Source organism: Rhodococcus sp. NPDC060176, from assembly GCF_042728675.1.
GTDB lineage: Bacteria > Actinomycetota > Actinomycetes > Mycobacteriales > Mycobacteriaceae > Rhodococcus_F.
This window is the reverse complement of record NZ_JBHWYS010000009.1, coordinates 200,200-222,602: the sequence shown is the minus strand read 5'-3', so window position 1 is coordinate 222,602 and position 22,403 is coordinate 200,200. Positions and strand designations below refer to the sequence as shown.

The following is a 22,403-nucleotide window of genomic DNA, read 5'->3' as shown; positions in this document are numbered from 1 at the left end:
CGGAATCCACAGGTGCCGTTGCGGAAAGCCCGTCAACGAACCCGCCCCGCACTGCGGATGGCACCGAGCAGCCGAGGTGTCGTCGTGACCGCGCCGCAAGTTAAGGGATGCACGCTGATTGGCTGCACAGACCCGAGGTCGGTGCATGACCACCACTACTCACGCGGCCATCTCGACATCGCTGCGTGCCACTGCACTGCCCAAACCGGCGAGCCAGGGGTGTCGTCGTGACCGCGCCTGATCCGGGAAGGAACTACGTAACCGTCAGCGTTCAGCTCGCAGACGGCACGATAGTCGAAAAGCGCAGGGAGATATTGGGTATCGGGAACCCGCGCTATATCCGGACTGAAACCCTTTGGTCTGCAAACAAAGCCATCCAGGAAGTCGTGGATATGCTGACCGTGAACCATCCGGACCAGATCGTCAAGTTTCCATACCAGGCAGCAGGACGAGCGGAAGGGTTTCGTGATGCCTGATCCGGGGTTGACCGACCTCATCGCAGCAGCATTGGTGCGAAGTAGCCCGAACAGCATCGACACGTTCGACCTTCTCCCGTACCACCGGCAGGAGGCATGGCGCGTCCGAGCTCGAGAAGTGGCGTCGGTGGTGGAGCAGCACACGAACGGGCGGCACGAATGGCCGAAGACGACTCCGACCGGCTTCACCTACGAACGCCCCACAACGTATGCCGCGCTAGAGCACATGATCGGCCACATGGTGCAGTCCGAGATCGAATGCTGGGACGAACCGGAACGGCCACCTGAACCAGTATGGGAAATGATCGGCATCGCCCAGCAGGAGGTTGGACGTGAACGTGCCCGCGCCGAGAAGGCCGAGGCCACGATCGCCAGGGTGGAGAAACTGCAGAGGGACCTGTTTCAGCAAGGCGGAAATCTCATAGCGCAGTGGGGGGCAGCACGACTCATCGGCACGGCTTTGGAAGGGGAGTCATGAGCCTGGGAGACGACGCGTTCGGGACCACTGAACCCAGTCAGTGGCTACGCAAACGGTACTGGTTCCTGCATCCCGCGCCACTGCCCGCGATGGAGCTACCTGATCCGCACTGCGCGTTCGCCGACCTGCACCTAGTTCAACAACAGCCGTGTGAAGGTTGCGGCTGGGACGGGTACGACCTTCGCCCTGATCTGCCAGCACGGAAGTTGTCCGCTTTGCAGCGTCTACGTGGACATTGGCGGCTCCGTCGCGGCTACTGCCCGGAATGCAACAGCTCACCACCGCAACAGGATTGCCCGATTTGCTTTGGGTCGAGGGACTACGGACCGAACAGTTCCGAGAGGCAGGCCCTATTGATGCGTCAGAGGTGGCGCGCAGCTTTGGAAGGGGAACAGCAATGAGTGAGAACCCATGGTGCCATCTCGACGCACCGATGCTGACCAAGTTGGATCTCGCATCTGTCCTCGTCCGTGAAATCTTCGAGGACACGCCATACCTCGTCGGGTCATGCATGACACGGCCCGACTATCGGGACGTGGATGTACGGATGATTCTCTCGGACGAACGTTTCGACGCACTGTTTCCGAGGCCGCATGCTGACCCACTGCGCCACTTCAACGAGAACGCCATCACCGACTACTACGTCAACGCCACCGGACTACGCATCGACTTCCAGATCCAACGCCAAACCGAAGCGAACGCCAAATACCCAGGCGTCCGACAACCGCTCGGCCTGTACGTGAGCAGTGAGGACAACTGATGTCCGACACCACCATCGAAAACGCCCAGCAACACATCGACGCCTGGGCAGACACAGGCGACGGATACAGGAACCTCGGCAAACGGCACATCCTGCAATGCCTCTGGTGCGACAAGTACTTCGACGGCAGAACCAAAGCCGAAGCCCTCACCAAATACCACGAGCACGAGACACAAGTGAAGGAGTCGTTGCGAGTGAGATCCGATCACAGGCCACACCCGCGAGGGACGAACTGGCCGAGAAGGTATTCGACCTACTTACGCGAGTCGCCGAAGTGGGCACATCGGACCGCAACGTCATAGCCCACGGAATCGCAATGGGCCTGGAAGACGCTGGTTGGTCGAAGCCTCGCACGGTGAACAGCGCGACCGAGTTGAAGGCTGAACCTGACGGCACGATACTGCGAGACGAAGACGGCATGGTTGGTGTTGTTTCCTCTGACGGATCAGGGTTCCGATACGTGTTGGCGGTCGGCGATCCGCGTCCGTACACCTTCGCATCGTGGGCGGTATCACCAAGCGCCGTCCTCTTCACTCCGGGGGATGCGGGATGAGCGAGCAGATTCCGTATGACGAGATGCGGAGACTGTGCGGACTGCCCGATGTCCGCGGTTACGTGGCACGGCGCGAATTGGACCGGATGGGCAAACAACTCGGTGAAGTGTTCAGGCGAATGGGTGAGGTGTGGACGGAAGCCATTGAGACCGCGCTGCCGCAGCTGCAGGCGATAACCGAAGCGTCGAAACCTAAGCAATCCCCACCGATGTGGGCGAACGATCCAGCCCACACCCGTAGAACAGCATTCAAACCAACACGACGAGTCAAATGACCACCCCCAAAACTATTCCCGCACCACACACAAGGAGAACCATGACCCGCAAGAAGATCGCAATCGGTAGCGCAGCCGCCCTCGCCGTAATCGGACTGAGCAGCTGCTCCACAGACGCCGAAGTCGCATCCAAAAACCTGTCCAAAGCTGCCGACCAGTTCGAAATTGATCGCCGAATCGTGTTCTTCAACGGCATCACCGACAAGTACCTCCTCACCATCGAAGGCCGTTGCTCGATTGAGCCTGATGGCGGGAAGCTCGATGTGACATGCAAGACGAGCGGCGGGTTTAAGAAGCATTTCCTTGGCCTGTCGGACAATGTTTCGTACTTCGTTGAGCAGCTTGAGGGTGCGAGTGTGAGTACGGATCACTATCGGGTGATTTTCAAGCCTGAGGTGATCATCCCTGATGTTGACCGTCCGTGACTGGTGACCTAGCGATCGCCTCAAACCCTGAGATTCGTGAAGTCAACGGCGAGATTGATGAATTCCTCGCCAACAACGCGAGCATTCACTTGGAGGCGATGAGCAACAACACGTGGTGGATCGGCGTGGACGTTCCTGGAGTCGGGTCGTGGCATATCAATCTGGGCGCTGTGAACCCAGCAGCGAAGGCGTATATCACTGTGGAGGAGGCCAATTGAGTGAGCTAGTGGAGTTGGTTCGGGATACGCCGGACGTGATCGAGTTCCTTCGCCGGCAAGCGTACGCAAACAGTAGCGCTGCTGCGGGTCGGGATCAGTCGGATGTTGAACGTGTGGAGGATGCGGAGCGTGTGTCGACTGGTGCGCGTCCGAAGTCTAAGCCTCCGTTGAATGTTGATGCGTTGGATTGCGCTGATGCTGAGGCTGCTGTGTTGTTTCGGTGGGCTGATGTGTTGGGGATTCCGCATCGGGGTTGGGTGTGGCGTGTTCAGGGTGTGCCGCGTGGGGTTTTGTATGGCGATTTGACGGCTGTTCGGGATATCGTCTCCTGGTTGTGTTCGAGACCTGAGTTTGAGCCTCCCGATGGGTTCATGGAAGAAGTCCGCAGTATCCGCAACGGCAACAGGATGGCGTGGCAGGAACTTGATTCACTCTTGCGGTCATCTGAGCCTGAATCTCCACAGTCGTTAGATCCGGTGCTTTTCTGAGCGATTCGGGGGTTTTATGGGAACTGTTTGGGTCAACATTTGGGATGCGTGCCGTGAGACGCGACGGTCGAGGAAAACTATCCAGCGGTGGGCGTCTCAAGGCAAGCTACGTGTTGGGCGCAGTAACTTTGGGCGGGGTGAACTGCATTATGACTTGGCGTCTTTGATGGCGGCGAAGAAACGTGCGGAGGAGCGTCAGCGGGGTTCGCAGTTGCAGTTTCGGAATCGGCGTGGGTTTGAGTTGGCGGGTCCGGGGCGTGGGCATCGTAAACCGGTTCGGGATGGTGGGCAGTTAGTGTTGTGGTTGTAGTTGGTTCGCAGCCGGGTGTCTCAGATATTTATCGCTACCCGCCGAACTGATGCACCTTCGGATCTCTCCGGGATGTAAACACCTCAGGTGAGGTAGTCCCAATTGTGGTTTCGTCCGAGTTCTCTCGTAGCTCAAGAGTCCCGAGTATCGCCCCGTCGGAGGGTAGCGGCAGAGGAGGGAGAGAGCACCGTCAGTGATGGCGGAGATGCCGGTTCGAACCCGGTCGAGAGAGCGCGGCTGTAACGGACTTATCAGGTGCTGTTGCAGCGTTTGACCACCCCCACAACAGGTTGGGGCGATGCCCGAGACGGGCAGAAATGAGTGCGAGATGCCAGCAGAAAAGTTTTATCGACCAGAAGCTGTAGAAGGCGACGGCAGTCAGCCGGTGGTGACTGTTGCTTGGGGTGCGGCGGGAACAGAGCCTGAGCCCGGCCCGTACATCAACGGGACTCGCTTCGATCGATCCGGTGTGAATCGATCGATTACGGTGCTTCGACGTGCCAGGGACCAGGTTCACGGCCCCGACGCGTAGATATTGGACTTTCCCTGTAGCTCAATCGGTTAGAGCGCGGACTGGTGCACCAGGACGAGGTAGTTGGTTCAAAACCAACCAGGGGAACGATGCCATTGGTACCGGCAGTTCAGTGAGAGTGGCACAGGTATGCAGGTTCAAATCCTGCCCACTGACTGCGCAACGGGAAGCCCTTGCAGGGGCAAATGATCCGCGTCGGACTACAACCCGTATGAAGGCCGACTTACCCTCTCGTAGGCAACGCTGCACACGGACGCCTGGGGAACTTTTCGAAACGATCTGGCGAGGGGATCGTGGAGCGCCGAGCTAGCTGCTCTCGGTGACCGTCTGAAACACGGCAACAAAAGTAGCTCTTAGCGGTGTGGAGCAGTTGGTAGCTCGCTGGGCTCATAACCCAGAAGTCGTGGGTTCAAGTCCCACCACCGCCACAACATGACCCAACTGCCATAGAAGCTGGCAGGTCATAAAGCAGCTGACATGTCCTGTGGGTGGGCAGGGTCAGTCTAGGCACGGTGCGCCGCCTCGAAACCTTTGAGTGCACAGATAGTTTGCCCGCCTGGCCCAATTGGAAGAGGCGCAAGATTCAAAATCTTGGTGTTCCGAGTTCGAGTCTCGGGGCGGGCACAGCTCACATGTCGGTGTGAGAATCTGCGGGCGTTGGCCAGTCGCGGCAGGTTGGTGTTGATCCGGTGAGCTTGTGGGTGGTTCCCGTGGTCCGCCTTGGCGGGTGGTGGTCTGGTTCAGGCCACCACCTTGCCTTCAGTCTCGTTAGCTCAGCGGCAGAGCGCAGGCACCAGACCGGTCCTCGGGTGTACCTGTTGTGGCGGGTTCGACTCCTGCACGAGACACGTATTCCCTCACAGGGTGCCCCTCCCGTTCAGCGGTGATGCGGTGAGGGTTCTCTGGAAGATTAACTCGGCTGGGCCGGGACTCGCCTTGAAAGCGATGGGTGCACGGTGACGTGCATGGCGTTCGATTCGTCAATCTTCCGCGTACGCCTCTCCCCAAGCGGGTGATGCGTCTGGCTCTCTCGTCTGCCTCTGCACTGGCATGCAGGCTTGAGAGCCTTCAAATCTCACACCCACACAATCCAAACCCAAGGAGAAATCTGTGAGCGTCACGATCGTCCAGCCCGAACCTGCAACTATCCGTGACGATGACGGACCCGCAATCCTCACGATGAGCGCCGAATTCGACGGCCACCCAGTGAAAGTGACAGTCGAGTATGAAGACGCAGTCAGTGTTCTGAAGATGTTGCACGGATTGGGAACTGAGCAGTCTTTGTACAGTCTCGCGGTCACGCTGTCCGGAGACGAAGGCGAAGATGGTGATGAGGATTGATGCGTAGGGCAATCGCCGCAGCAACAATCGGAATCGTTGTCGGCGCACTGTTCGCCCCAATCATCCTCGCCTCCAACGCTGAAGCCCGCAACGTGATCGTTGTCGACGGAACAGGACGAGACGGAGCCGTACTCCACGCACCCGAGATCCAGCCTGGGGACACTGTCACGAACATTGTGTATCCGGGAACTGTGTTATGGCCGAGTTACAACCGGAGTGTGGATGCGGGTAAGCAGGCGTTGCGTGAGGCGTTGGCGGAAGCCCCTGAGGACACGCTTGTGGTTGGCTATAGCCAGGGAAGCCGGATTGTCGGTGATGTTCTCACTGAGGAACAGAAACCTGGCGTTGAAGGGGTTCTGTACTCCGACCCAAGGCAGGCCGGCGCGGGCATCGAGACGCAACTGCCGTTTCATTTGCCGGGTGCGTTGATGTCTGGTGAGCGTGAGGTTTTCGCGGTTCCGGTGGAGTCACACTGCATCCCTGGCGACGGTGTCTGCGACTGGAGTAACGATGATCCGGTGGGTTCGATCGTCGGCTACCTCAAGGTCCATACCGGCTACTTCGAATGAGGTGCGTTGATGTTTCGGAGGTCTGATCGGTTGGCGAACTTAAGCTTTCCGACTCACGAGTACGCGATGCGGCGTATCGGGGAGATTCAGCGGCAGTCGGAGACGTGGCGGGAAGAGTATGTGTTGGCGCGCAAACAAGCTGAGGAGCGAGTGTGTCTGGTCGGATGATCTTCCCGTATGAAGAGTTGCCTGAGGATGAGCGTGGCGAGTTCACGTATCAAGAGGTATTCCACGCCGCAACTGAACAGTTTGAGGTAGCGGGCTACTCTCCTGAGCCTGTGTTTCCAGACGATCCGTGGATGCAGGCAGTTTACGACGGGACCTTTGCGCGGTTCGCCAAGGTGAAAGCTGAGTCGAAACTGGTGGGCTGCCCGGTGGTCATGGATTTCAAGGACGGACGCCGAAGTATAGGGACCATCGCTGGTATCGGTGACGTGAAGTATGACCATGGCGAGTTGTTGTCGTATGTGTTGACGGTTCAGGAGTTCCCGCGCTATTCGCCGCCTGCAACTCGGAAGCGTGTGGTGCATCGTGCGAGCCGTGGACTACGGCCACCGCAGTCATCCGAAAGTCATTACCGGTCGTGGCTAGAGCAAGTTCTCGAGCTACGCGCAGTCAGATGAGGGAGATGCTTTGAAGCGGTTGTGGGAGTGGCTGGTTGAAACGTATTACGACTGGCTTGTGAAGTTCATGTTGTTTCAGATGAAAATTTGAGTAGTAGCCCCAGGCGATGTCTGGGGCACTTTTTTTGTATCAAAACGAGGGAGACACAGTGGACAATCCCGCAGTCGCAATCGAAACCTGGACTGAGTGGGGTGTTGAGCGTGGAATCTGGGATGGGTGGAACTACACCAACCGCAAAGTCGCGCCGATGCTGAATCGTGCAGAAGCAGAACAGGTTGCCGAGGAGTGGTCGGCGTACACCCAAGATCCTGTCGCTGTTTCCCGCATTGTTCAGGCCAGTGAATGGGCCCCGGTCGTTGCGGGTGATGGCGATGGGTGATAGCCCGGACATCCGGCACCTCGTAGTTCAAGACCTCATCGCCTATGGGCTGACGCCACAGCAGGCCGACGAACTGATCACCAAAGCGGAGGAACACGGCACCGCTGCCAATCCCTCTGAAAGGGGACAGCAATGAGCGAATACGCCAAGGGGGCCTTGTCCATCCCGTCTCTGATCCTCATCATCGGGGCCATAGGTCTTGTGGTGGTCGCCTTCATCCTGCTTGTCGGTTACGTCTTCAGCTCGCTCACGTGGGAGGGGCCGAAACGGATGTTCAGTAAGGACGGCAACTTCCGGCTCCGCTACGGCACCAACCGCCTGGGGATGGCCACCCAAGTCCTGACTTCCACCTCCGCCTTTCGACTGTTCTGGCTCGGAGGCATTGGCGTCTACGTCACCCGCACCAATCGAGGCGGGTTCCATCACGAAACTGAGGAGCAGAGCAGGTTGCAGCGTGTGCTTCACAATGCAGTGCGCGACGACTACCGAAAGTGGTTGGAGCAGTTCGATGAACAAGGAAATGTTCAGCCTTCTCAGGAGTCGTTGTGATTGGGGTCATCTTCATGATCCTGCACATCATCTTCAAAGGACTAGGAAACCCACACGATGCTTAACACGAGAACACGATGCTGGGTGGCAGCGACGTTCGGATCCATCGCCCTGATGGTTGCAGGCGTAACCGTTGCAGTGTTCGCCGGTACAACGAGCCCGTTCTGGGTTGTCGCCGGATTAGTCACAGCAGGCATCGCAGTCGGCGTGATGTTCCCATTCTCATTTCTCATGGCCATAACGGTCGATTAGCAAGGAGATCAATAGTTTTGAACGTAACCGTATACACACAACCCGGATGCCAACCTTGTAAGGCAATCATCCGCAAGCTCATCAAGAACGAAACATCACACACTGTGATCGACGTGTCCCAGAACGCTGAAGCTGCGGCGAAACTTGAGGCATGGGGATACAAGTCTGCACCCGTCGTTGAGGTGAACGGGGAGCATTATCACGGGTATTCGCCAGACAAGTTGAATGGGTTGAAGGTTGCGCCGGCGGAACGTGAGGTTCACCGGTCTGCGGGTGTTGAGGACCGCACCGACACCGAAGACAAGGGGTAGCTGATGTACCGCTACAAGACACATCCAATCGAAGTCGATGCACTTCGGGTGACTGATGACTCGATCCAAGAATTGGTCGCTATAGGCAAGGGCAGCAATGCACCTGACGCCCCGTCCTTCAATTAGGAAGTCAATTCTTTAGTTGCGAATGGAGATCGAGCCCCGAACGGTTCTTGGGTCGTTCGCGATCTTGAAGGCAACTTTCGCGTGTACGACAACGAGAAGTTCTCCGAGATCTACGAGGCGGTCTGATGTTTTGTAAGGCTGGGGCGTGGCTCGACACACTCGATGACGACGACCGCGACGCATTCACCACATGGCCAGGGAGCATGGCGCGACTCTTCAAAGTGTGCGTACGGGCTGGGTTTACGGGTGGGTTGACCGCGGTTAAGGATCACATCCAGGGGAGATGCTGCTGTGAGTGACTTGCCTGAAGGATGGAAACTGAAGACGTTGCATGCCGCCTACATTGGCAGTGAACTCATCGGCCTGGTCGCGTTGATGAAGCCGCGCAAGTACTGGTGGGGATATCGAAATGTCGCTCAGATCAGTGCAAGTAGGAACGAAACTAATCAGGGAATCATCGACAGGCTCATGGACAAGTATGTGGAGCGTACAACAAAGCGGGACAGCATATGGGTGTGAGCGAGGGGCTCGTGACTGAGGTGCCTGCCGAGACGATCAACGCATTGATTGAGGAATGGCGGGACGTTCTCGATCTGCTGGAAGCAAGGGGAGACTAGATGGGTGCACTCGCACAGCTGATACGTGAAGATGACGACACCGAAACACCGCCACCAGAACCAACACTCACCAAGGGTGACTGCCTACTCAACAGTGACGGCGGCGAATTCAAAAACGTCACCATGCTCGAAGACATCGGCACCGACTGGACGCCCATCTTCCACAAGTTCAACCTCGACCCCAACCACTTCGAAATCATCGACGACACCGTATCGATTCGACTATCGCAGTGGCAGCAGTCGAAACGCACTGACAACGGCGACCGTGACGTAATCGACTTGCAGGCATGGAAGTACAGTGCCCGATTCAAACGAGTCTCGACAGAGCGGGTACCGGAATCGGTTGTAGCTGAATGGCGCGACTCACTCCGTACCATCGTCCGGCCTGCGACCCCCGGCCTCAAATACCCGAACACGTACATCATGTTCATCGCGGACCCACAACTCGGGAAGAAGAACACCGGGCAGGCGGTCGAGAACTGGAAGCGGGGTGTGACCGGCCACTGTGATGCGATCCGAACGCTGATAAACCAGAACCGATCACCATCCGCTGTGCATGTGGCATGGATGGGTGACGAGACTGAAGGTGTGTGCAACAACTACGGGAATCAGCCGCACACAGTCGAACTGAACCTGTCGAAGCAGTTGGAACTCGACTTCGATCTCCGCGTGTGGACATTGAAGCAGGTAGCGGAACTGGGGTTGCCGATCAGCGCGTCATCGGTCATATCGAACCACGGCGAGTGGACTAGGAACGGATCCAAGGACCCGGTTACTTCGCAGGGTGACAATGCGTCGACTCATATCGCTCGGCAGGTGCAAAAACTGTTTTCCGAGACTGAGGCGTTCGGCGGGCCACACATCGACTGGACAATTGGCGACGGTGATCCAGCAGTCCTGGTGAACCTGTCAGGGGTTGACTGCTACTTCTCACACGGCTACATCGAGAAGGGTAAGGGCGGATCAACGGAAATCCGCACGAAGTCCGCAATTGAACGTCAGATTCTCGGTCGGACTGACACATTGGGGAATGTCCCACTCTGGTTCATGGCTCACTACCACCACTTCTACACGAATGAGTTCGAGGGCCGCACTCTGTTCGGGATGCCTGCCCTCGAAGCGGAGAGATCCTCCGAGTACATGCTGAATCAGTATGGGGTGTGGTCGAAGCCGGGGATGTTGGGGATGCTGGTTGGTGAGCATACGGAGCGACGTTGGTCAGATCTGAGCGTGCTGTGATCGCTGGGATGGTTTTAGCGGCTGTGGTGTGGACGTTGACAGTTCTGCTCACCCTCTTTTGGTGTTGGTATGACGAGCCGTGATGTCTAGTCAAATCTGTGGGGTTGATTCTTCGGAGTCAACCCTTTTTCGTTGACAAAGGGAGAAACGTGAACGCGCATGACGTGTTTGTTGTAGATAGTGCCGGCGTCACCACCATCGAACGCGGGGAGGAGTTGCCTTGGGTTCGGTTGTGGGATGAGAACTGGAATTTGGTGCGGGTAGTACAAGCGGGTTGGCGGATTGATGAGCCTGAGGTTGTGGTGCTGCCATGGTCCGATCCCGTTGCTCGAATGCTGCAAGAGTCTTGTATTCGTGGGCTGATGTGGCTAACAGTCGATGATGGTGAGCGTTGGTTGGGACGCCTCGACCAGGTGAAGTTTGTTCGATCCCCGAATGGTCGACGTACGTGGATTTCTGCTGCGTTTGTCGATGACCGTGTGCACCGGCGGGTGATTGAGGAACTTGCTCAGTGGAAGATGTCGCTGCCAAGTCGGGGGCGCTGATGGATTATCCGTTTGAGGGTGACCTTTCGGCTGTGGTGGAGGCGGTCGCAATCCCGCGAGTGTTCCGCGAATCCATGGCACAACTAATGGACGTCTTCAGAATTCCGGACATGACGGCTCAGATGGACGAGATCTTGGCCGATGCGTGGTGGGCGTATCGGATGGCAGGGAGGGGTTGATGGGCGTGTTTTCGAATCGGGAAGTTAACGAACAGAATCCGCCATACGCAACAGGCGGACGTATCGAAGGAATCTGGCCAGATGGGGCGATCATCCCGCTGGAACCAGGTTGCCCGCCGTATGTGATCAGTGCCCGCAAGGCAGAGAGGAACGAGCAGATCTTGGCTGTGATTAACCGTCCGCGGCCGATGTGGCATGAGGGGGAGGGTTGCTCAGCGAACTCATGCTGCTGCGACACAACCACACTGGAGGGTGCATGCCTGAAGTAACAATCGACGGAATCACCTACATCCCAAACCAAACCCCAACAATCGGCATCGGCATCACAACCCGAAACCGGACAGAAACACTCGCCACAACGCTCCAATACATCCGCAAACACACACCAAACGCCCACATCGTCATCGTGGACGACGCATCCACCACACCAGTCCCCAAAGCAGACCACCGATTCCCTAAACAGGCAGGAATCGCGCAAGCCAAAAACAAGTGCCTCGAACTGCTCATGCAGACCGGATGCGACGAACTGTTCTTATTCGATGACGACTGCTATCCGATCGTGGACAATTGGTTTCAGCCGTACATCGACAGCCCGGAACCGCACTTGATGTATCTGTTCGAGGACTTGACGACACGCAAACTCGGCGACATCAAGCAGGTCTATCGAGACCTTGAACATGTTGCCTACACAGGTGTTCGAGGCTGCCTCCTCTATGTGACTCGTGCCGTGGTCGAACGGATCGGTGGCATGGACCCAATCTTCGGCGTCTGGGGATATGAGCACGTGGACTGGTCAAACCGAATCCACAACGCTGGATTGACCTCATGGCGGTACGCGGACGTTATCGGCTCTGAATGGATGATTCACAGTCTAGATGAGCATGAGGCCGTGGAACGAGCTGTACCAGCAGCGGAGCGTCAGGCGCTTGTCGCGAAGAACGCAGAAATCTGCAACAGGCGCAGAGACAACGGATGCGCCGACTACATCGAATACCGGCAACCGCGAAACACTGTCATCACCACACTGTTCACTGGCGTGACTGACACGCAGCGCGGCACCACATGGAAACCAGACTCGGCACTGCTCCAATCCTGGGCCCACAGCATCAGTGAAGTCTCACCAGACATCCGGAAAGTGGTTCTGCACAATGAAGAGCTCACTTTCGACTCCGCCGAACTCGCGCAAGTGCCATGCCACATCCCGATCTACTTTCAGCGATGGCTGAGCATCTGGCAGTGGCTACGAGACCATCCAGAAACCAGATGGGTGTGGTGCACAGACGGAACTGACGTGGAGATGCTCAACGAACCCTGGCGGCACATGGAAGACGGTGTGCTCTATGTCGGGTCTGAGAATCAGGTTGTTGGGTGTCGGTGGATGATCGACAACCACAAAGCGACTGTTCTGCAGGACTTCTTCGGCGACAATCCGTCTCGACCGCTGCTGAACGCCGGCCTAACGGGCGGGTCACGTGAAACGGTGATGGAGTTCCTGCACAGCATGATTCGTGAGTATTTCGATCATGAGGCGCGGTTGTTTCATGAGAAGGATGCCGAGTCGTTGGGTGTTGGCGATATGGGTGTGTTCAATTTTGTGGCGTGGACTCGGTTCGCGGATCGGTTGTCGTTCGGTCCGCATGTGAATACGGTGTTCAAGGCTGATGAGCGTAATGATCATTCGTGGTGGAAACATAAATAGGGGAGTGAGTTTGTCTGAGATTGTTGAGTTCCTCGAAGCGCGGCTGGCTGAAGACGAAGCAGTAGCGTTGAAGGCCGGTGGTTCTGAGGCGGAATGGCTGTACCGCGCCGAGTACGACAACGAAACCGGTAATGAGGTTGTGTGGGCGAACTCCCGCTCCGAAGAGTGGCTTGGACCGGCGCAGAAGAAGCCGTATGTCTCGTATGGCCGGTACGTGACGATGGATCATGAGGGTTGCCTGCCCGCTGTGGACGAGGATGACGGTACGCATATTGCTCGTCATGATCCTGCTCGAATTCTTCGCGAGGTGGCAGCCAAGCGGGCGATTGTGAAGGCCTACGAAGACGCCGATATCAGGGCTCATGACACATACGGTGGGTACGAAGACATACTGAACGGTGAGAGCAACGGACTTGAGCGGGCGTTGGAGTTGTTGACGGCCGCTTACTCGGATCATCCTGACTTCGATCCGGACTGGCCGCTGTAAACCGGTCTGTCCCTTCACTTGTCATGATGGATGTATGAGTGAAACAAACCCCGACACCGAACTGTCAACCATCAACTACCCAATCGAGTTGATAGTGAAAATCGGGCCGAAACGCTGGAACAAACGCCGCACCACAATCTTCACTGGATCCGGCGACCTCACCTTCCCGATCACCACAACACCAAGAGACGGCACAGGCGAAATCGATGTACAAGTGGATGTGGTTGCCCCAGTGACAGAGTTCCTGTTGCAGGCTGCAGCTGAATGGGAAGAACAAGCGAGCGTTGAACTGACTGCGTGAATCGTGAAATTGCCCTGCCAGCCTTCGGGTTGGTGGGGCTTTTTTGTGCCCAAAACCAGGCAGGGAGCAAGTTGAAACCCACCACAGCGCAAGCGCTCACCACATACCGTGACGAGCTGGACGAAGCACGGTTCGACCCCGATGTGATTGATCATCTGGTGATGGATGCTGCACACGCGATTGTGCGGTCTCAAGGTTTGGGTGTTCGATCATCCACCCCTCTCAACGCTGAGGATCAGCCGGGCAACGGATTCTGTATCAGCGAAGACCGCAAGGTCATCAACTACCTCGGCGAAAACTATTACACGCGAGAACCTGGCACGGCGGAGTTTACCTACCGGCCGGACACTCGTGTGGCGGTGAATGTTGGCGGGCACGAGTTGCCGTCGCCGTCTGCGATTGTCAAAACGTCTTTCGAAGAAGCATTAGCGGCGTTTAGCTCCTCCATAAAGCGATGACCTGGAGGTGCCCGTGAAGCTCTTCGTAGATGACGAGCGTCCCGCGCCCGACGGCTGGGTGCTGCGTATGACTGCGGAAGCCGCGATCGAGACGCTTCGAACGCACCGACTCCTGCGGCAGCCGATCGACTGCCTGTCCCTCGACCATGACCTCGGGTATGCCACCGACACAGTGATGCCCGTCCTCTACTGGATGCAGAAGTACAACTTCTGGCCGGTTGAGTTGTACGTGCACACAGCCAATGAAGACGGCGAGGAAGTCATGCTCGGCTTCATAGAGGCGCACGCTCCTGCTGGGACATTGAAGGGCTACGGCTGCAACTTCTGGGGAACTGGCTCTGACTCGCAGGTGCGGAACTGGATAGGTGGAGGTGCCCGTGAGTGAACGGCTGACCCGGGCATACGAACAACTCGACGCCGCGATCAAAGAACTCACCACCGCAGCCGACGAAGCCGAAGGCACACAAGAAGCCTGGATCGTCTCCCACTACGCACTCGTCGTTGGGCAGCAACGCTTCACAGACGAAGGCACCGTCGACTCAACCCAGTACTTGGCCTTGCCTTTCGGTGGGCCGCTCACATATTCCATCAAAGGACTGTTGAGCGAGATCCCGGAGTTGATCGGTCAGACGGAAGAGGCAGACCTCGAATGACAAGCATAGGAGCAGCATTGATGACCACAGTAGGCGAACGTATCGTTCTCACTGGCGACTCGAAGAAGAAGTGGACAGTTCGCGCACAAACCGAAAACTTCACCGTGCTCACGCGGCAAGCCGACTTTAAACCCAAAGGCACGCTGAGTTACACAGTGATTGACTGGCGGAAGAAGATTCGAGGACCGGCCAACACCATCGGGCAAGGGTGGAACGTTGATACGGATGATCAGTGTCTTGAGCTGTGCCAGTTGATGGAGGCGGGGCAACGCGAGGTCAGTCACCGAAACAACGTCGAGTTGGATTTGCCGGCGCTGGTTTGAGGATCGCTCGGATACCTGCTGGTGAGGCAACTTCCCTCACCCGCGGGTAAACACCTACAGGAGACTTCACCCCACATGGCAACAATCCAGCTATACACCACAGCACTTGATCTCCAGGCAACCCACGACATTGCGTCACGTACGTCTATTCATGATCCGGTTCAGCGCCGACCAGGCTTCGTCATCCGAGTAGACCGAGCTGCCGGCAACGTAAAGCCCGACGATGCAACTATCGCTCGAATCATCGAAGGCAATGGCGTGACCTTAAGCTACGTAGTTGAACGGAGCGTTAAGGGTTGGGACACAACTCTGTTGGGTAGCTCGACGTGGGATAGATGGTCGGAGTACTCGCTGTCACCGTTGTCTGGTGATGCTGAGAGGATCGTTGAGGCTGTTCTCGCGAAGCCCACTACCTCTGAAGGTGTTCGCGACACCAGAATCCACATCAACATCGCACCGTCGGATCTATCCTCGATGCTGCGCCGGCAACAGCAGTTGCAGACATTCGCAGTGAAGGCTAGCCGGATTGAAGCACTCGAACGCAAAGTCCGAGTGGCGCAATGGCAGAGGGCCGCGGCTTACGAACGTCTCCGGGGTACCGAGCAAACCTCATGGTTCGATCCTCGACGCACCGCAGACGAGAATCTATCGGCGGCGAAGTGCGCCCTGGCCGAGGAGTGCTGCAGTGAATAAACCAGACACAGATCCATGGGTACGTAGACACACAGCGCACTACGACGAAGTGACACGCATCCTCGGACCCACACGATCCAAACGAATCGCCGACGAACGCGTCCGACAAATCAGCAGACGATGGCTCAAGGCAGACCAGATCATCGAAGACGGCAACGGCGAACTGAAGCTCAACGCGGCAGGCGACGACATCATGACCGAGTCCGTCCGCATCAGAATCCCTCGCGACTCGTGGATGCGCCGAGACTTCAAACGCAGCAGGTGATCCCGTGACCACAATGCGTGACGGGATCCGCACGCTAGCGAAGGCCGACCTCATCGGCTACGGGCTGACAGCGGAACAAGCAGAGGCCACGCTCGATCAGGTGGACACCATCACGGACAAACTCGGGTGGCCGAAACAAACTGCCGGCGCATCTAAAACGCAGAAACAAATCTAAACAGAAACTTCTCAATCAGATTTTTTCTAATCAGATTTTTTCTGAAACAGAATCCGCGGGCAACAGTTGGCAGCACGAGCATGGCCAGCACGGTGAGCAAACCGAGGAAGGCAGCTCACCAAACGCGGAGAAGCCGGCGAGAAGACACACCCCCCACACGGACACACATGCACACCGGCTAGCGGGCCAGCACACAGGCCAGCAGCCAACGGGTGCAACACAACAGCACTCAGCATCCATACGCGTCGCACACGTACACACAGGGCACAGGAGCCCCGCACACAGGGGAACCAGACAGCCCCACGCAGACAACAGCAACAGACACTCCAACGACACGATGAGTATGCGAGGTGAGCACCCATGCCACGAGCACGCACACGCGTCTGTTCACAACCCGGATGTCACCACATGCAACCAGAGCCAGAGTGCAAGCAGCACAGGGCGCAGCGTGACGCCCACCAATGGGCAACCACACCCACCAAGCGCACACGCACAGCCGCCGAGCAGAAACGCAGAGCCACAGCAGTAACCGAACACCGAGCACGCGAAGGCAACTGGTGCCCAGGACACAACAGACCAGGACACCCCAGCACCGACCTCACAGCCGACCACATCCACGACATCCAACACGGAGGCTCACCAACAGGACCCCTCCAAGTCCTCTGCCGGGCATGCAACAGCACCAAAGCAGGCAGCCGGCCAAGCCTCTGACCAGCACAAACGCAAACCGTACGCAAAGCGAACGACCAAGCTGACCTGCACCAACGCAAGGGGTGGGGGCAAACCCCCAAACGCGAAAACGAAAATCACCGCGGGGGAGGGCGCGCAATGGTGCGAATAGTTCAAAAGTTTTCAGGTCGGCGCGATGCTGGCTTGGTTTGATGCGGCGCGATGCTGCTGAAGGTGGTGGTTGTGGTGGCTCGTGGTGGTGCTCGTAGTAGGTCTGGGCCGCAGCCTGATCCGACTTCTGGTCGTTCTGATCGGCGTGGTGTGGGTGGTGGTGTGGTGTTGCCGGCTGAGGGTTATTCGGGGCCGGTGCCTGATTGGCCGTTTGGGTCTGGGACTGCTCGTGAGCTTGAGGTGTGGGGGAAGGCGTGGGAGTCGCCTCAGGCTGCTGCGTGGGCTAGGGAGTCGTGGCGTTGGGAGACGGTTGCGATGTGGGTTCGGTGGAAGGTTCGTGCTGAGTCTGCTGATGCTGGTCCGGGGGAGGCTACTGCGATGTTTCGTTTGGCGGATCAGGTGGGGATGTCGCCGGCGGGGTTGCGTGAGAATGGTTGGTCGATCGCGTCGGATGAGGTTGGGATTGTTCGTGAGGAGAGTTCTGGTCCTGTTGTTGCGGTAGGTCCTCCTGAGCGTCGGTTGCGGGCTGTTGATGTCGGGCAGTGAGTTTGTGGTTGATTTTCCGACGTTGGGTGATTTGCAGGATGGGTGGGTGCGGCAGCATTGTCGTGTCCCGAATGGGTTTCAGCGTGGTAAGCCGTTTGAGATGGCTGATTGGCAGTTTTGGTGTACTGCTAACCATTACAGGATTCGGTCGGATGCTGAGTGGGTTCCTGAGAATCCGTTGTTGAATCAGGCGTTTACGTATCGGCGTTCGCAGATTGTGGCTCCGCAGAAGACGGGTAAGGGTCCGTGGTCGGCGGGGATTGTGGCTGTGGAGGCTGTTGGTCCGAGTTTGTTTGCTGGTTGGGCTGGTGAGGGTGATGGCTATGCCTGCTCCGATTGGGGTTGTGGGTGTGGTTGGGAGTACCCGTATTTGCCTGGTGAGCCGATGGGGATGCGTCATCCTTCGCCGTTGATTCAGTTGACGGCTACGTCTGAGGATCAGGTTGCGAATGTGTATCGCCCGCTGGTGGCGATGATCAAGTTGGGTCCGTTGTCGGATTTGATGTATCCGCGTGAGGGTTTCATTCGTATTGCTGGTGAGTCTGGCGATGATGATGGTGACCGTATCGATGTTGTGACTGCGTCGGCGAATTCGCGTCTTGGTAATCCGATTAGTTTCGCGTTGCAGGATGAAACCGGTCTGTACACCAAGACTAATAAGATGGTGAATGTTGCTGATACGCAACGTCGTGGTGCTGCTGGTATGGGTGGTCGGACCTTGGAGACCACGAACTGTTGGGATCCGTCCGAGAATTCGGTTGCGCAGGCTACGTATGAGTCTCAGGTGCAGGACATTTTCCGGTTCTATCGGAAGCCGCCGGCTGGGTTGTCGTATCGGAATAAGCGTGATCGTAGGAAGATTCACCAGTATGTCTACGAGGGTTCGTGGTGGGTGAATCTGGATTCGATCGAGGCTGATGCGGCCGAGATTTTGGAGCGTGATCCCGCTCAGGCTGAGCGGTTCTTCGGTAATCGGCTGGTGTATGGCCAGGGGTCTTGGCTTCGTGATGGTTTGTGGGAGTCGAGGTTCGCTGGTGTCGAAGAAAGAGGCGTTGCCTAATCCTGCTCCTGGAACTGCGATTTCGTTGGGTTTCGACGGGTCGGAAAATAATGACTGGACTGCGATTCGGGCTGAGACGCGTGATGGTTTTCAGTTCACGCCGTTGTATGGGCCTGATCGGTTGCCGACGATTTGGAAGCCTGTTGATTGGGGTGATCAGATTCCGCGTGGTGAGGTGAATGCTGCTGTGGATGAGATCTTTTCGACGTGGCGTGTTGGCCGGTTCTATTGTGACCCGCAGGACTGGTATTCGGAGATCGGTGATTGGTCTCTTGCTCATGGTGATGGGCATGTGTCGGAGTGGCCGACGAACAAGATTGATCGAATGTTTCACGCTATTAGGCGTTTTGAGACGGATCTGGCTAGTGGGCGAATCACTCAGGATGGTTGCCCGATTACGGCGATCGCTATGGCGAATTGTCGGAAGGTTGCGAAGCCGGGTCAGAAGTATGTGTTGGGTAAGCCGGCGGATCATCAAAAGATTGATCCTGCAATGGCTTCCATTCTTGCTCATGAGGCTGCGGCTGATGCTCGTGAGGCTGGTTGGTCGGATGCTCCGAGTAGCCGAATGATCGTTTTCTGAAAGTGGGTGGTTGTGCCGATGGCCGACACTGTGAACGCTATTGACCTGATCCCGGTTCTTGAAAAGGGTTTGACGGCTGATCTGGCGAATCTGACGAAGTGGGACAACTATTTGGAGGGCGAGCAGCCTCTCAAGTACATGTCTGAGGCGATGAAGGAAGAGCTTGGTGACACCGCTGTCGAGTTGGTGTTGAACTGGGCTCGTCTGGTTGCTGATGCGTATGAGAACCGTTTGGATGTCGAAGGTTTCCGGTATGCGGACTCGGACACGGAGGATGCAGATCTGTGGGCGTGTTGGCAGTACAACGACATGGATGAGCAGTCTCAGCAGGGGCATCTGGATTCGTTGGCGTTGTCGCGAGCCTATGTGCTGATTTCCTCGAATGAGGAGAAGGACAAGCCGCCGCGGAATACGGTCGAGTCACCGTTTCAGGTGTGGGCGCAGCGCGATCCTAAGACTCGCAAGGTGAATGCGGCGATAAAGAAGTGGAAAGATCTGGACAAGGTCGAGCATGTCCTCGTGTACACGCCTGCTGAGACAGTGGAGTTCGTCAAAGACGGTGGCGACTGGAAACAGGACGGGTTCGAGGACAAGCACAACTTTGGGATTGTTCCTGTTGTGCCGCTGGTCAATAAGCCTCGTCTGTTACGTCCGGATGGGATGACGGAGTTCAGGGACATCATTCCGTTAGCTGATGCGGCGAACAAGATGGCTACGGACATGATGACTTCGGCTGAGTTTCATGCGATGCCGCGCCGGTGGGCGTTCGGGTTGAAGGCGAGCGACTTCGTTGACCGTCAGGGCAATCCGGTGAGTTCGTGGTCGAAGATCAAGGGGCGACTGTGGGCGTCGGAGAACAAAGATGTCAATGTTGGCACCTTCCCTGAGGCCGACCTCGCGAACTTCCACGGCACGATCAAACTGTTGGCGCAGTTGACTTCCCAGATGGCTGCGCTGCCGCCTCATTACATGGGGTTCAACAGTGACAACCCTCCTTCGGCGGATGCGATGCGCTCTTCGGAGTCGCAGTTGGTGAAGAAGGTTGAGCGGAAGCACACGTTCCTCGGTGGGGCGTGGGAGGACGTTCAGCGCATCAACTTGATGTTCATGCGAGGGAAGCCTGAGTTGGAGGATCGCGATTACCAGTTGGAGACGGTGTGGCGTGATCCATCGACACCGACTGTGGCGCAGGTTGCTGATGCTGCGGTGAAGAAGTATGAGTCTGGTTTGGTTCCGTTGGAGCAGACGCGTATCGATCTGGGATACAGCGCTACTCAGCGGGAGCAGATGCGGAAGATGGATGAGGAAACCTCTCCTGCGAATCAGATTGCCGGCATTGTGAAGGCGAATGCTGCCTGATGCTGCGGCCGCGCATTACGCGGAGCAGCGGGGGATTACGGCTGAGGTGTTGGGGATCGCCGCCGATATGTGGGGTTCTCGACCGCCTTCCGATTTCGATGCGTGGTTTGACCGGAATTTGCCGATGCTTATGCAGTTGGTGGCTTCTGGTCAAGGTCGGGCGATGGCCGGGTCGGGTGTGTATGTCGCTGATGTGCTGGACGAGTTGGGTATTGGCGTTCAACCGGATGCGGTGCCGAATCTTGATGGCTTGGTCGGTGTGGCCTCTGATGGGCGTGCGCTGGAGTCGTTGATGTACGGCGCTGTGGTCACTGCTAAGGGCCAGGTTGCTCAGGGTGCGTCTACTGCTCAGGCGTGGGCGTCGGGGCTTTCTGCGTTGCTTGTGAGGCTGCAGGTGCAGGTTGCGGATGCGTCTCGCGCTGCAACGTCGCTGCATATCGCGTCGAGGCGACGGGTCGGGTACGTGCGAATGCTCAATCCGCCGTCGTGTCCGCGGTGCACAGTGTTGGCGGGCAAGTTTTACAAGTACAACGTGGGGTTCCTTAGGCACCCGGGATGCGATTGCCGGCATATCCCATCGACGGAAAACCGCTCCGGTGATCTGACCACCGATCCGAACGAGTATTTCGAGTCCCTTTCTGTGGAGCAGCAGAACCGGCAGTTCACTGTTGCTGGCGCTCAGGCGATTCGCGATGGTGCTGACATTAGTCAGGTTGTGAATGCACGTCGGGGGATGTCCACGGCGCAGGTGTTCGGCGAGGAGCTGCTCGCGACTCACGAAGGTGTGACTCGTAGAGGTGTCGCTTACCGGGCAATGTCGAACGCGGGGTCTGCCCGCAGATCGACTGATGTCCGCGGACGACGTTACTTTCAGGCGAGTACACCCAGGTTGATGCCGGAAAGCATTCTAGCGCTTGCCGAGGATCGTGCTGATGCACTTCGGCTGCTCAAACTTTACGGCTACATGCAGTAGCGACGTGAGGAGACTGATTTTTGACATTGCTGGTGTGTGCAGTTTGCGGTAAGGATTTCCCGAAACCTGCACGATCTGGTCCTGTTCCATCCCGATGTTCTTCAGAGTGCAAGAAGGTTGGTGACCGTCTTCGTGCCAGTGAATGGTACGCAAGGCACAAGGATGATCCGGCGCTTAAGTTGAGACAGGCCAAAGCCTCCCGAAGACACTGGGAGAAGGTGCGATCGGATCCTGAATTACTTGCAAACCACCGGGGGCTACTAGAGCAGTGGAGAGAGTCCAACCCTGACAAGATTTCCGCGCAGTACAAGGCGTGGAGACTGGAGCATCCCGAGAAGGTCCGCGCAAAGAACCAGCGCCGCCGCGCCCGTCTACTTGATGCATTTGTCGAGGATGTCGACCTTCAGGTGGTGTGGCAACGAGATGGTGGTGTGTGCCAACTCTGTGACACAGCAATTGATCCTGAGATCGAGTGGCCGCATAGGCAAAGTAGGACACTCGATCACATCATCCCGTTGTCGCGGGGCGGGGAACACTCGTACGCGAATGTTCAACTGGCGCACCACTCGTGCAACTCCCGGAAGAACGATTCGATTCCATGCCTAACTGGCTAGATCCCAATCTTTGAGGCCCTGTGAGCTTTCTGCTCCGGGGCCATTTTTGTACCCAAATTCTTTTGGCCACGGTCTGTGGCTGTTCTTATTCCCGTCCGGGCGATCCGGTGCGGGCCAATTCCCCCGCG

General features: G+C 57.1%; 34 protein-coding genes and 4 tRNA genes. All 38 read left to right on the top strand.

Features of this window, described 5'->3' with window-relative positions:
• The first annotated feature begins 227 nt into the window (after positions 1-227).
• On the top strand, positions 228-476 hold the full coding sequence (locus ACFWEM_RS29760) for a hypothetical protein (RefSeq protein WP_378539326.1): 249 nt from the start codon (positions 228-230) through the stop codon (positions 474-476).
• Complete coding sequence (locus ACFWEM_RS29755; RefSeq protein WP_378539325.1) at positions 469-954, top strand: hypothetical protein; 486 nt, start codon at positions 469-471, stop codon at positions 952-954. The genes ACFWEM_RS29760 and ACFWEM_RS29755 overlap by 8 nt, the downstream gene beginning before the upstream one ends.
• Positions 955-1,351: 397 nt before the next feature.
• On the top strand, positions 1,352-1,714 hold the full coding sequence (locus tag ACFWEM_RS29750; RefSeq protein ID WP_378539324.1) for a hypothetical protein: 363 nt from the start codon (positions 1,352-1,354) through the stop codon (positions 1,712-1,714).
• Between the two features lie 274 nt (positions 1,715-1,988).
• A complete protein-coding gene (locus ACFWEM_RS29745) occupies positions 1,989-2,267 on the top strand; it encodes a hypothetical protein (RefSeq protein ID WP_378539323.1) in 279 nt (92 codons plus the stop codon).
• Entirely contained in the window at positions 2,264-2,542 is a 279-nt protein-coding gene (locus ACFWEM_RS29740; protein ID WP_378539322.1) for a hypothetical protein, read from the top strand. Before ACFWEM_RS29745 ends, ACFWEM_RS29740 begins: the two co-directional genes overlap by 4 nt.
• 41 nt (positions 2,543-2,583) lie before the next feature.
• The gene (locus ACFWEM_RS29735; RefSeq protein WP_378539321.1) at positions 2,584-2,967 is read left to right on the top strand and encodes a hypothetical protein; all 384 of its coding nucleotides are present in this window, start codon (positions 2,584-2,586) and stop codon (positions 2,965-2,967) included.
• The gene (locus tag ACFWEM_RS29730; protein WP_378539319.1) at positions 2,964-3,185 is read left to right on the top strand and encodes a hypothetical protein; all 222 of its coding nucleotides are present in this window, start codon (positions 2,964-2,966) and stop codon (positions 3,183-3,185) included. Before ACFWEM_RS29735 ends, ACFWEM_RS29730 begins: the two co-directional genes overlap by 4 nt.
• Before the next feature lie 1,340 nt (positions 3,186-4,525).
• Positions 4,526-4,602, top strand: a tRNA-OTHER gene (locus tag ACFWEM_RS29725).
• 268 nt (positions 4,603-4,870) lie between these two features.
• Positions 4,871-4,943: transfer RNA gene (locus ACFWEM_RS29720), tRNA-Met, on the top strand.
• 122 nt (positions 4,944-5,065) lie between these two features.
• A tRNA-Leu gene (locus ACFWEM_RS29715) sits at positions 5,066-5,139 on the top strand.
• A 138-nt stretch (positions 5,140-5,277) separates the two neighbouring features.
• A tRNA-OTHER gene (locus ACFWEM_RS29710) sits at positions 5,278-5,363 on the top strand.
• 262 nt (positions 5,364-5,625) lie between these two features.
• The gene (locus ACFWEM_RS29705; RefSeq protein ID WP_378539316.1) at positions 5,626-5,856 is read left to right on the top strand and encodes a hypothetical protein; all 231 of its coding nucleotides are present in this window, start codon (positions 5,626-5,628) and stop codon (positions 5,854-5,856) included.
• Positions 5,856-6,425 (top strand): cutinase family protein, encoded by a 570-nt coding sequence (locus tag ACFWEM_RS29700; RefSeq protein ID WP_378539314.1) that lies wholly within the window; start codon positions 5,856-5,858, stop codon positions 6,423-6,425. Before ACFWEM_RS29705 ends, ACFWEM_RS29700 begins: the two co-directional genes overlap by 1 nt.
• Positions 6,426-6,577: 152 nt before the next feature.
• Positions 6,578-7,048: a hypothetical protein gene (locus ACFWEM_RS29695; protein ID WP_378539313.1), complete on the top strand. Its 471-nt coding sequence runs from the start codon at positions 6,578-6,580 to the stop codon at positions 7,046-7,048.
• A gap of 107 nt (positions 7,049-7,155) precedes the next feature.
• On the top strand, positions 7,156-7,428 hold the full coding sequence (locus ACFWEM_RS29690; RefSeq protein WP_378539311.1) for a hypothetical protein: 273 nt from the start codon (positions 7,156-7,158) through the stop codon (positions 7,426-7,428).
• Positions 7,421-7,564 (top strand): hypothetical protein, encoded by a 144-nt coding sequence (locus tag ACFWEM_RS29685; RefSeq protein ID WP_378539310.1) that lies wholly within the window; start codon positions 7,421-7,423, stop codon positions 7,562-7,564. The genes ACFWEM_RS29690 and ACFWEM_RS29685 overlap by 8 nt, the downstream gene beginning before the upstream one ends.
• Positions 7,561-7,977 carry a hypothetical protein gene (locus ACFWEM_RS29680; RefSeq protein ID WP_378539309.1) on the top strand — a complete coding sequence of 139 codons (417 nt, stop codon included), beginning with the start codon at positions 7,561-7,563 and terminating at the stop codon, positions 7,975-7,977. Before ACFWEM_RS29685 ends, ACFWEM_RS29680 begins: the two co-directional genes overlap by 4 nt.
• A gap of 84 nt (positions 7,978-8,061) precedes the next feature.
• Positions 8,062-8,229, top strand: a complete 168-nt coding sequence (locus ACFWEM_RS29675; protein ID WP_378539308.1) for a hypothetical protein — start codon at positions 8,062-8,064, stop codon at positions 8,227-8,229.
• A gap of 17 nt (positions 8,230-8,246) precedes the next feature.
• The gene (locus tag ACFWEM_RS29670) at positions 8,247-8,540 is read left to right on the top strand and encodes a glutaredoxin family protein (protein ID WP_378539307.1); all 294 of its coding nucleotides are present in this window, start codon (positions 8,247-8,249) and stop codon (positions 8,538-8,540) included.
• Positions 8,541-8,957: 417 nt separating this feature from the next.
• Positions 8,958-9,185 carry a hypothetical protein gene (locus tag ACFWEM_RS29665; protein WP_378539306.1) on the top strand — a complete coding sequence of 76 codons (228 nt, stop codon included), beginning with the start codon at positions 8,958-8,960 and terminating at the stop codon, positions 9,183-9,185.
• Positions 9,186-9,283: 98 nt separating this feature from the next.
• A complete protein-coding gene (locus ACFWEM_RS29660) occupies positions 9,284-10,522 on the top strand; it encodes a hypothetical protein (protein WP_378539304.1) in 1,239 nt (412 codons plus the stop codon).
• A 149-nt stretch (positions 10,523-10,671) separates the two neighbouring features.
• The gene (locus ACFWEM_RS29655; protein ID WP_378539301.1) at positions 10,672-11,067 is read left to right on the top strand and encodes a hypothetical protein; all 396 of its coding nucleotides are present in this window, start codon (positions 10,672-10,674) and stop codon (positions 11,065-11,067) included.
• Positions 11,067-11,246, top strand: a complete 180-nt coding sequence (locus ACFWEM_RS29650) for a hypothetical protein (RefSeq protein ID WP_378539300.1) — start codon at positions 11,067-11,069, stop codon at positions 11,244-11,246. The genes ACFWEM_RS29655 and ACFWEM_RS29650 overlap by 1 nt, the downstream gene beginning before the upstream one ends.
• A gap of 256 nt (positions 11,247-11,502) precedes the next feature.
• Complete coding sequence (locus ACFWEM_RS29645) at positions 11,503-12,945, top strand: glycosyltransferase family 2 protein (protein WP_378539298.1); 1,443 nt, start codon at positions 11,503-11,505, stop codon at positions 12,943-12,945.
• Between the two features lie 10 nt (positions 12,946-12,955).
• Positions 12,956-13,432, top strand: a complete 477-nt coding sequence (locus ACFWEM_RS29640; RefSeq protein WP_378539296.1) for a DUF6221 family protein — start codon at positions 12,956-12,958, stop codon at positions 13,430-13,432.
• Between the two features lie 34 nt (positions 13,433-13,466).
• Positions 13,467-13,733: a hypothetical protein gene (locus ACFWEM_RS29635; RefSeq protein WP_378539295.1), complete on the top strand. Its 267-nt coding sequence runs from the start codon at positions 13,467-13,469 to the stop codon at positions 13,731-13,733.
• A complete protein-coding gene (locus tag ACFWEM_RS29630) occupies positions 13,730-14,191 on the top strand; it encodes a hypothetical protein (RefSeq protein ID WP_378539294.1) in 462 nt (153 codons plus the stop codon). The genes ACFWEM_RS29635 and ACFWEM_RS29630 overlap by 4 nt, the downstream gene beginning before the upstream one ends.
• Before the next feature lie 13 nt (positions 14,192-14,204).
• Positions 14,205-14,576: a cyclic-phosphate processing receiver domain-containing protein gene (locus tag ACFWEM_RS29625; protein WP_378539293.1), complete on the top strand. Its 372-nt coding sequence runs from the start codon at positions 14,205-14,207 to the stop codon at positions 14,574-14,576.
• Positions 14,569-14,844 carry a hypothetical protein gene (locus ACFWEM_RS29620; protein ID WP_378539292.1) on the top strand — a complete coding sequence of 92 codons (276 nt, stop codon included), beginning with the start codon at positions 14,569-14,571 and terminating at the stop codon, positions 14,842-14,844. Before ACFWEM_RS29625 ends, ACFWEM_RS29620 begins: the two co-directional genes overlap by 8 nt.
• A 20-nt stretch (positions 14,845-14,864) precedes the next feature.
• On the top strand, positions 14,865-15,167 hold the full coding sequence (locus tag ACFWEM_RS29615) for a hypothetical protein (RefSeq protein ID WP_378539290.1): 303 nt from the start codon (positions 14,865-14,867) through the stop codon (positions 15,165-15,167).
• Between the two features lie 75 nt (positions 15,168-15,242).
• A complete protein-coding gene (locus ACFWEM_RS29610) occupies positions 15,243-15,860 on the top strand; it encodes a hypothetical protein (protein WP_378539289.1) in 618 nt (205 codons plus the stop codon).
• On the top strand, positions 15,853-16,125 hold the full coding sequence (locus tag ACFWEM_RS29605; protein WP_378539288.1) for a hypothetical protein: 273 nt from the start codon (positions 15,853-15,855) through the stop codon (positions 16,123-16,125). Before ACFWEM_RS29610 ends, ACFWEM_RS29605 begins: the two co-directional genes overlap by 8 nt.
• A 4-nt stretch (positions 16,126-16,129) precedes the next feature.
• Complete coding sequence (locus ACFWEM_RS29600; protein ID WP_378539287.1) at positions 16,130-16,300, top strand: hypothetical protein; 171 nt, start codon at positions 16,130-16,132, stop codon at positions 16,298-16,300.
• 1,372 nt (positions 16,301-17,672) lie between these two features.
• The gene (locus tag ACFWEM_RS29595; protein ID WP_211921263.1) at positions 17,673-18,746 is read left to right on the top strand and encodes a terminase; all 1,074 of its coding nucleotides are present in this window, start codon (positions 17,673-17,675) and stop codon (positions 18,744-18,746) included.
• Positions 18,721-19,329 carry a terminase gene (locus ACFWEM_RS29590; protein ID WP_257230614.1) on the top strand — a complete coding sequence of 203 codons (609 nt, stop codon included), beginning with the start codon at positions 18,721-18,723 and terminating at the stop codon, positions 19,327-19,329. The genes ACFWEM_RS29595 and ACFWEM_RS29590 overlap by 26 nt, the downstream gene beginning before the upstream one ends.
• An 18-nt stretch (positions 19,330-19,347) precedes the next feature.
• Positions 19,348-20,688, top strand: coding sequence for a phage portal protein (locus ACFWEM_RS29585; protein ID WP_378539283.1), 1,341 nt, complete (start codon positions 19,348-19,350; stop codon positions 20,686-20,688).
• A complete protein-coding gene (locus ACFWEM_RS29580; RefSeq protein WP_378539281.1) occupies positions 20,678-21,661 on the top strand; it encodes a hypothetical protein in 984 nt (327 codons plus the stop codon). The genes ACFWEM_RS29585 and ACFWEM_RS29580 overlap by 11 nt, the downstream gene beginning before the upstream one ends.
• Positions 21,662-21,693: 32 nt before the next feature.
• Positions 21,694-22,275 (top strand): HNH endonuclease, encoded by a 582-nt coding sequence (locus tag ACFWEM_RS29575; RefSeq protein WP_378539337.1) that lies wholly within the window; start codon positions 21,694-21,696, stop codon positions 22,273-22,275.
• Positions 22,276-22,403: the final 128 nt, after the last annotated feature.